This is a genomic window from Arthrobacter sp. Hiyo1 (assembly GCF_001263615.2).
GTDB lineage: Bacteria > Actinomycetota > Actinomycetes > Actinomycetales > Micrococcaceae > Arthrobacter.
In genome coordinates, this window is the sequence record NZ_DF952470.1 from 567,064 (window position 1) to 574,254 (window position 7,191).

The 7,191-nt window shown below is 61.6% G+C and carries 8 protein-coding genes and 1 tRNA gene; 3 read left to right on the plus strand and 6 right to left on the minus strand.

The genetic code is table 11. From position 1 onward, the window contains the following. Positions 1-1,080: 1,080 nt before the first annotated feature. From AHiyo1_RS11475 to AHiyo1_RS11485, 3 genes are all read right to left on the minus strand, one after another. Positions 1,081-1,488, minus strand: coding sequence for a hypothetical protein (locus AHiyo1_RS11475; RefSeq protein WP_059388650.1), 408 nt, complete (start codon positions 1,486-1,488; stop codon positions 1,081-1,083). A gap of 115 nt (positions 1,489-1,603) precedes the next feature. Continuing rightward, complete coding sequence (locus tag AHiyo1_RS11480; RefSeq protein WP_172465577.1) at positions 1,604-2,401, minus strand: hypothetical protein; 798 nt, start codon at positions 2,399-2,401, stop codon at positions 1,604-1,606. 73 nt (positions 2,402-2,474) lie between these two features. Next, a complete protein-coding gene (locus tag AHiyo1_RS11485; protein ID WP_059388652.1) occupies positions 2,475-3,065 on the minus strand; it encodes a hypothetical protein in 591 nt (196 codons plus the stop codon). 525 nt (positions 3,066-3,590) lie between these two features. Here AHiyo1_RS11485 and AHiyo1_RS11495 point away from each other — a divergent pair. Both AHiyo1_RS11495 and AHiyo1_RS11500 read left to right on the plus strand, forming a co-directional pair. Continuing rightward, complete coding sequence (locus tag AHiyo1_RS11495) at positions 3,591-3,911, plus strand: hypothetical protein (protein ID WP_216363185.1); 321 nt, start codon at positions 3,591-3,593, stop codon at positions 3,909-3,911. A 131-nt stretch (positions 3,912-4,042) separates the two neighbouring features. Then, positions 4,043-4,471 (plus strand): hypothetical protein, encoded by a 429-nt coding sequence (locus tag AHiyo1_RS11500; RefSeq protein WP_059388655.1) that lies wholly within the window; start codon positions 4,043-4,045, stop codon positions 4,469-4,471. 186 nt (positions 4,472-4,657) lie between these two features. Here AHiyo1_RS11500 and AHiyo1_RS11505 read toward each other — a convergent pair whose 3' ends face one another. From AHiyo1_RS11505 to AHiyo1_RS11520, 3 genes are all read right to left on the minus strand, one after another. Further along, positions 4,658-4,969, minus strand: coding sequence for a hypothetical protein (locus AHiyo1_RS11505; protein WP_172465578.1), 312 nt, complete (start codon positions 4,967-4,969; stop codon positions 4,658-4,660). Positions 4,970-5,155: 186 nt separating this feature from the next. Continuing rightward, the gene (locus AHiyo1_RS11510; protein WP_059388657.1) at positions 5,156-5,644 is read right to left on the minus strand and encodes a hypothetical protein; all 489 of its coding nucleotides are present in this window, start codon (positions 5,642-5,644) and stop codon (positions 5,156-5,158) included. Between the two features lie 595 nt (positions 5,645-6,239). Next, positions 6,240-6,312, minus strand: a tRNA-Thr gene (locus AHiyo1_RS11520). 228 nt (positions 6,313-6,540) lie between these two features. Between AHiyo1_RS11520 and AHiyo1_RS11525 the strand changes: the two genes are divergently transcribed. Further along, the coding region (locus tag AHiyo1_RS11525) for an HAD-IA family hydrolase (RefSeq protein WP_253257285.1) at positions 6,541-7,191 on the plus strand (651 nt) is incomplete at its 3' end.

Here is a 7,191-nt window from a genome sequence, read left to right on the forward strand (position 1 = left end):
CCCGGGAACGGGCGCCACTGCCTGGGGAACGGCCGGCGACGCGGCCTTGGTCATCGCATCGGCGGGGTGGGTTCCCTGCTGACATCCGGCGAGGGCCAATGCAGCAAAGAGGAACGCGGCGGGCAGGGCGAGGCGATTGCGGAAGTTCATGACCCTCAAGTGTTCAGTGGCTCGGAAGTCCGTCCTCCGGAAAGGGGACGACGGGCGGAAGCCGGTAACTCCCGCCCATCTTTTCTATCCTGTTGCCTGAACTTCGCAGCGCCCGGCGCGCCGGGCAGCCTACTCGCCCCGGGTCTCAACGCCTTCGGCGACCTCACAGAGCTTCGTGGACTTCATGCAGCCGAAGGACTGGCCACGGGTACACAAACCCTGCGGGCAGGGTGCGGGCAAATAGGGCCACCTGGCCAGCTGTGCATCACGGATGAAGGAGGTACCGGGCGATGAGATAGAACGCAAAATCGGCGACACCGATGATCATGCCCGCGATGGCGAGCCCGCGACCACGCAACCCGCGCTCTCTGGCCCGCCGGAAGCCAAGGCTGAGATGGCGGTCCCGAGCGGGCCCACCATGGCAAAGACGAAAAGCCCGACGCAGCTGATGATGAAACCCGCTATTGCCGCCTTGCTGAACGGAGCGCGTGGCTGGACTGGTGCGTATGGATTAGGTATCTGCGGGGCGTCGGGCGGCCAGCGCTTTTCGGGAGGTGGAGGAACACTGCTCATGAGGTCTGTTCTTTCTCCTGGAATGATGTCAGGCGAGCCTACGATACGGCGTGGAAGCATGCCTGCATGCCGGGAATCCACGGGTGTGTCGGAGCCTTGAAAGCGAACTACCTACTCTGATGCCGGACGGACGTCACGTCATTCATTTCGTTCACAGGTAGCCCGCTCGGTTAATGGCCACCGGTCCTTCTGCTCGCCGCAATCATCTTGACGATTCTGAACAACCTCGGCCATGACCAGTCGATCGCCCTCGAGGTGGAGCCGGACGACGACAGCCTGACATAGAAGTAGGTGTCTGGGCTGGGGTGGCGCGCAGGCATGACGAATGACGTTCCGCACGGGTCCGGCCATCGACGTCTACATTGCAAAGACCGCCATGCAAAGCCAAAGCACGGCCATGACCATGTAGATGAATCCCATGCCGTTGAGTGTCGGCACGTCGGCAAAAGTGAAATGCTCAGGGGAGAGGCCCCGGCTCTCCTTGTACATGCGCGACCATGAACTTGCCGCACCGTTGATGTCCCGGAAGACGCAAAATCCAAATGCGAAAAGGAACACACCAGCGGCGCCAATAGCGATGCGTGAGGGCCAAAACTGTCGTGTGAGGACATAGATCAGCAGGCCTGCGATGAAGAGTGAAGGGATCAGCCATGACAATGCGCGAGCGGGCTGTGGCATCTCAGTGGCAAGCCGCTTGATCAACCGGATAGTTTTGATGACGCCCCCAAGATCCCGGCAACTTGCCGATGCATTGCATTCCTGCATGCAGGATAGACCCACCCCAGGTGGCAAAAGATTACAGCCGCACTACGGGGCGATGCCGGCGGAAGGCTGTCCAGACGGCGGACATAGTGACTCCTTGGCCGGCCGCCACGGGGAGTTAGGAGGGGTCGCACATCGGTGCACTGGGTGCGGGTCGGTCCAGGAAGTGGAGTGAGTCCATGAAGGCCTTTTGTCCGGCATCAAGGAAGGCATCGGGGGAAGAGCCGGATATGGCGAGGGCCTGGATGAGGGTTGAGCCGTGCATGACAGTGAGGATTTGAGCGTTCAGTCTTCGGCCATCGGCGTCGGTGTACGTGAACTTGCCAAGGATCGCAGGAAACGACTGCAACGTTGTCGAATCACGGGTTTCGACGACCGGCGGGGCTGAGGTGGATTTTCCCTGACCGTTCACGGTTGAATCCATGAAGCCTTGCAGGATCTCGGTCGTGTGTGCAGGGTTCATGCACGGCAATGGGACAGCGATAACGGATTGTCCGTGGTATTGGGCGTTGAATACGTCCGCGGTTGCTGTCGTATCGGCTGTTAGGGGAATTGCGACCTTGGTGTGGGTGGGCGGGCTGAGTAATTTCACTTCGAAGCCGTGGGTCGGGTCGGTGTAATCTGTCAGACGCGGAGTTGGAGTTGGCCGTGCGGTCGGGGTGGGCGGGGGAGCAGCCTGTGTCGTAGAGGCGGCCGCCGCATCCTGGCCGCCGTTCAGCGCCTGGGGAAGCAGTGCCCAGACCCCGGCGCCGCAGAGGACGGCCAGACCGGCGATGCCGAAGACCAAGGTACTTCTTCTACGCCCTGACTGACGTTGGCCGTTCTTGCCATCTGCCCCCGTCGACAATAGGGGCGCGACGCCTTGAATTGTCTCGTCTGGCTGGGCCGGTGTGTGGTCCTCGGACTCTCTATTCATTTAGTCCCCTGTTTTCGGTTGGCGTCGGAGTTGATGGCGGGTTCTGTCGGGTCGGCTGTGCCTCGCACGCAGTCTATGCGCCGACGCCTGTTGCCGGCGCCGAGGGGATAGCTTTGCCTGCTCCGTCGATGACGGTGTTGATGTAGCCGCTCAGCTCTTTGATTTCGACGTCGGTCGGCTGCGTGGCCGGGATTTTCTTGCTGCCGGTGACGAACAGGGTGCCGCTCATGGCCACCATGCTCAGCGTGTAATGCGGTCCCGTTTGGTCGGTGATGGTCTGGACGTTGGCTGTTGATTTCTGCCCGTGCAGGTCTGCAAGGACGGGTGAAAGCTCGTACTTGGCGGTCTGGCCGTCGAGGGTCAGGGTTGATGGTGAGCAGCGGGTCCGGGTCTTTTCGAGACTGTAGATGCCCTGCCAGAACAGCCCGGAATCATCGGAGGATGCGGTAATTGCTGACTGGCTCGCGGGCGGGCCGATCAGGGCCGCGGCTGCCGGTATCCGGTCATCGGAGAGGCTTCCGTCGTGCAGCAGGCTGAGGCATTCATCGGGGTCAGTTCTCAGCAATGATGAACCCATCGACTGGATGCCTTGGATCTTTTTGAGCTGGGCGTCGTCCAGTACCGTGGCGGCGGCACCGTTGATAGCACGGACGCTTGCAACCATTGCGCGCAGTTGAGCCAGTGAATAGACCTGGGCAGGGGCCGCACTGGATGTGGGGCCGGGGCTGATCGTCCAGGCGTCTGTCGGTGCCGCACTTGGTACTGAAGCGCTCAAGCAACCGGAAATCGGCAGGATCATCATGCCGGCGAGCAGCGATATGAGAACGCGCGGAAACCTCAATGCAACCAACCCCCAAATAGATCGCCAAGGTGAACGCGGGCCGACGATGCACGGCATTTGCGTTACCCTCAAGCCCCGATACCTTCAGGCATAGGGGCTTGGACAAGATTAGCTTCTCGACTCCTTCCCCGAAAGCAATTGTTGGCCGGGCCTCCGCCGTGTCCGCTCTGAGCCTCTATCGGGGCCTCAACAAGGTACTAAACATCGGGATGTTGGCGTCATGCCTGCCTTGGCGTCGCCCCTGCTCGCCGCGCTGACGGGCCGAAACGAATGGGCAGTTTCTGTGTAGCATGACGTTCAGTGACAGCGAAGCGTCGATTGCCTGTGGGGAGGGTTTGAATGGCCGAGGTGAGGTTCGTTCCACGTAGCCAATGGGACACGCTGCCTGTCCAGCCGCCGGCGGGAATGTGGCTGATCCGGGCCGTTCCTTTCATCAAAGGGATCCTGGCCGCCTTGGGGGTTGGAGCACCGCTGGCACTGATCGACGCCGCCACCCACTATGCCTTCCCGACGTGGATACCGCTGGTGCCCCTTTGGCTTGCCATCGCCCTGTGCGCCGGGGCCATGGTGATCGCTGTCCTCGCGATCCGCCCCTACTACGCCGAGCGGAAACTCGGCTACACGACGTGGCCAGAGAAAGACCCGGCACCGGGGCCAAGCGGCAGATGAACCGGCTCACGAAGTCTAAAGGCCGACTTGGTCCGGTGGAATCCCCAGGAGGCTCACGTGCTTCACACCATTAAGGACCAGGCGGCGGCGCGGTCCCGACCGCGCCGTGGGAGCCGACGGTCCGGTATCCCGTGCTCAAGGGTTTCAGCGCCGCAGCCTGGCAGCGGACCTCCACAACAAGTCTCCTGGCCTTCCTAGGCACGGGCATACTCATGGTTGGGTTTGCGATCGCCAGCAACAATGGCGCCGGGGTCAAGAACGTCGCCCTCGTGTTTTACGGGATCTTCGTGCTCGCGAGACTCACCGCGGCGGTGTCGGGCGCGGTGTCCATTTACAAGGCCCGCAGGGAGTACCGGCATGGCTACACGACCCTGCAGAGCTTCTCCAAGTTCGGCATGTACTACAGGGCGCTCCCTCGTATCGAGCCGGGTAGCCGAGCTCTTCCGCGGCTCCGAGGACCCCCCTCCGGCCATTCGGCCATAAATATCCACGGCATGTTCTCCTTGGCGAGGAAGTTCACCGGAGTCCAGGAGAAGATGAAATGCGGACGCCCCGGATAGATCTCGCGGACGGCCGAACGCTCGAGCCGCCAAGGGCCGAAGTGGCGCGCCCACCACCGGCATCGGGGGCGGAACTCAAGCTGCTAGGCGCTCATGGTGAGTATCACCCACGGTCCTTTGATCCTGAACCGCCCGGAGTTCGATAAGCCACCTCTGAAAACGTAAGTCATTCGGTCACCCGGGGTTTCAGTCATCGTCGCGTTCGGGTTCCAACGTAAGGCCCGCGGCGATGCGTCGCCGGTCCTCCTTGTGCGATTTGCGGACGAGCCTGAGTCGGAGCATTCCCTTCACCATCAGGACTCCCGCGATAAGCATCAAGACCGCCATCAATGCGATGGCCCAATACGTACTCGGATCGCTGGCTTTGGGTTGAAACACAACGAACAGGACGATGACGAGGAGCATCGTGAAGTTGGCGACCGCCATCGGACCGAACATCGAGTACACGGCTTGCCACGTGTTTCTGCTGGTCGTCGGCCCCTGCGCTCTTCTGGTCACGTCAGCGGCCCTGCCCGTCCTGCGGGACCTCTCCGAAGTGGACATTAGACCCACCCGCCGGGCTGTCTCTCCCGCTCACGACGGCGAAAGGCGGCAACAAGTACAACACCCACGTACCGTGCATTCGGCGCTTGGACATGATTGATGATTGCTCCCAGCCCGGACGACGTAGCCGCCACATTGGCCTTATGGCCATTCCGGGTCAAGGTTGGCTATTTCGAAAGCCAGTCTTGCCATTCCCGCCTCAGAGTCTTCCCATTCTGTGCACCCTGCCGTTGACTCGGAGCCTCGCGGCGGAGTAGTCAGATGGGCGGTAATGTCGCGTGCCTCGACTTCCTCCACGAGGATGCGGAGCATTGTGTCGGCCATGGCCCGCGGTAGCTCACCGTTTGTGTCCAAGTACGCCATCAGGCCTGTGTCTGTGAGGTAGACCGGGGAGCAGTAATTTGCGGTGTATTCCCCGGTGCTTGCCATCTCGGCGGCGGTCAGCTCGTTGCCATTGCCGTCAACACGCATGCATCGTCCTATCGCAACATGGAGTGCCTCCGCCGCTTTGTCCGTTTCGTCCGAAATGACCAGGAAGAACGGTGAAGGCCCCTCCCAGCCATCGAAGATCCCCTCAGACCGCTCGCCCTGACTTTCAAAAATGTCCGGATCGACTGTCACGTTTGCCATGCTGTCCCCCTGATAGCTGCCACTTGGAGCAGCTCGGGAGTGAGCGCCAACGCAGCACGATTCGAATATCGTCTGCCACGGAACGTCGCTGGTCAAGGTTCTCGGTGGTGGCAACGGTATGCAGACAAGACCTCGGGGGCGCCCGCATGGCACCGTCCCTCATAAAAGGGGTGGTCCGGTCGGACCTCTGTCGCGGCAGGACGGTAGCCCTTACTCTTTGGGCAAGGGCAATCAGCGGAGGGGTGGCATTGGGGAGAAGTCTCAAGGAAACTGGGGTCGCTCCCGTTGCCGCTGCGTGTGGCGTGGGCGACGTGTGTCGGCGCCGTTCTGGTCACCGTCCTGGGTCCACTTGCGCTGCCGGGCGGCGTAGCGAAAGCAGTCTTCCCGTACACCTTCGGGTTGATTGGCCTTGCCGCGCTCCTTCTGGGCATGATACTCGTCACCGATTATCACGGTTCCCTGTCTTCTGTTGCCAAGCACTCAATGATCGGGGTCGGGTCGCTGCTACGAGTCCAGCAACAGAGTCAAAAGTGGAGCCCGGACCTCGGAGCAAAAAATAAGCCCCGCCAAATCCGTGGAATGGCGGGGCTTTTCGAGCTTCCTATCAGAATCGAACTGATGACCTTTTCATTACGAGTGAAACGCTCTACCGACTGAGCTAAGGAAGCACCGCGCTATCGTCCGGGTACCGGCTGAATCACGCAAGATACAACTGTAATAGAGTCACCTCGTCCGGGTCAAAACAGCCCGGCGCGGAGCTCCCTTGGCGCCGTTGTTGCGGAATTCACCCGCTCGTCGCGCCGGGTTCAGGCCGCCGTAGCGGACCGGGGGCAAGCTGGGCGGACTAACGTGGCCGCACGATTTCGGTCATCAACCAGCGAAGGGGCGCCATGAGCATGGACAGCAGCAAGAGGATCAACGCGGACGACGCCGGGGCACACCGTGCGGAGCGGCTGCGGCTTGCTGTCTTGGATATGGTGGGCACCACGATTACCGACGATGGCCGTACCGAGCGGGCGATGTCGCTCGCCCTGCAGGAGACCGGCGTCGAGCCTGGTTCGCCCCGTTTCGAAAGCATGCTCGGCTACGCCCGGGACACCATGGGCTTTTCCAAGTTGACCGTTTTCAGCCATCTTTTTGAAGAAGCACGACGAGCTGAGAGCGCCAACAAGGCCTTCGAACGCGCCTACGACGATCTGATTGCCGACGGTGGCGTCCGGGCTATTCCAGGTGCTGAGGAAACCATCGACTGGTTGCGAGACTCCGGCGTGAAAGTTTGCCTGGCTACGGGCTTCGGCCGGCACACCCAGAACATGGTGCTCGAGTCCCTGGGCTGGATGGGGAAGGCCGATCTCAGCCTGTGCCCGGCCGACGCCGGCCGCGGGCGCCCTTACCCAGACATGATTCTCACGGCAGTCTTGGCCCTTGACCTGGATGATGTCCGCGAGGTCGTCGTGGTGGGGGACACGAGCTCGGATATGTTGTCCGGCCTTCGCTCCGGCGCCTCCGCCGTGGTGGGCGTGCTCACTGGCTTCCACTCCGAGGCG